This window comes from Planomonospora algeriensis (genome assembly GCF_977012225.1).
In genome coordinates, this window is sequence record NZ_CDRNDK010001042.1 from 1 (window position 1) to 627 (window position 627).

At 80.7% G+C, this 627-nt stretch carries 1 pseudogene; it reads left to right on the forward strand.

The window, feature by feature from the left end:
- Positions 1-532: pseudogene (locus ACWJ6R_RS37690) on the forward strand (hypothetical protein); the annotation flags it as partial.
- Positions 533-627 lie beyond the last annotated feature (95 nt).

Consider the following 627-nt stretch of genomic DNA (forward strand, 5'->3'; position numbering starts at 1 on the left):
CCCCGAGCCCTCCGCGGGCCGGGCGGCGGAGGCGCTCCGGCGGGCGGAGCGGACCCTGGAGGAGCTCCAGGAGTCCGCCGGGGCCGTGCCCGGCCTCGAAGCCGAGGCGGAGCGGCTGGCCGCCGAGCTGGAAGAGCTGCGGGAGAGGTCGCGGGAGCTGGCGGTGGAGCTGTCGGTCCGCCGGACGAACCTGGAGCAGGCCACCGCGGACATCGGCCTGCTGACCGCCCGGCTGGACGAGGCCAGGGGGGAGGACCCGACGCTGGCCGCCCGGCTGGAGCGGCTGGCCGACGAGGCCGGGCTGCTCCGGGAGGCCGCGGAGGCCACCCGGCGGGAGCGGAACGCCGAGGACGAACTGGAGACGGCCGGGCGCGGGCCGCGGGCGGAGCCGCCGAGGAGGCTTCGCCGGGATCGAGGACGCCCGCGCGGCGGTCCGCCCCGCGGCCGGAGCAGGAGGAGAAGGCCGACCGGCTCCGCGCGCTCGACCGGGAGCGCGCCGCCGTCGACGCCCAGCTCGCCGACCCGGAGCTGATCGCCGCGGCGGCGGAGCCCGAGCCCGACCTGGCCGGACTGAGGTCCGCCCGGGACGCGCCGACGCCGCGCACGCCGCCCTGCTGTCCGCCGCGG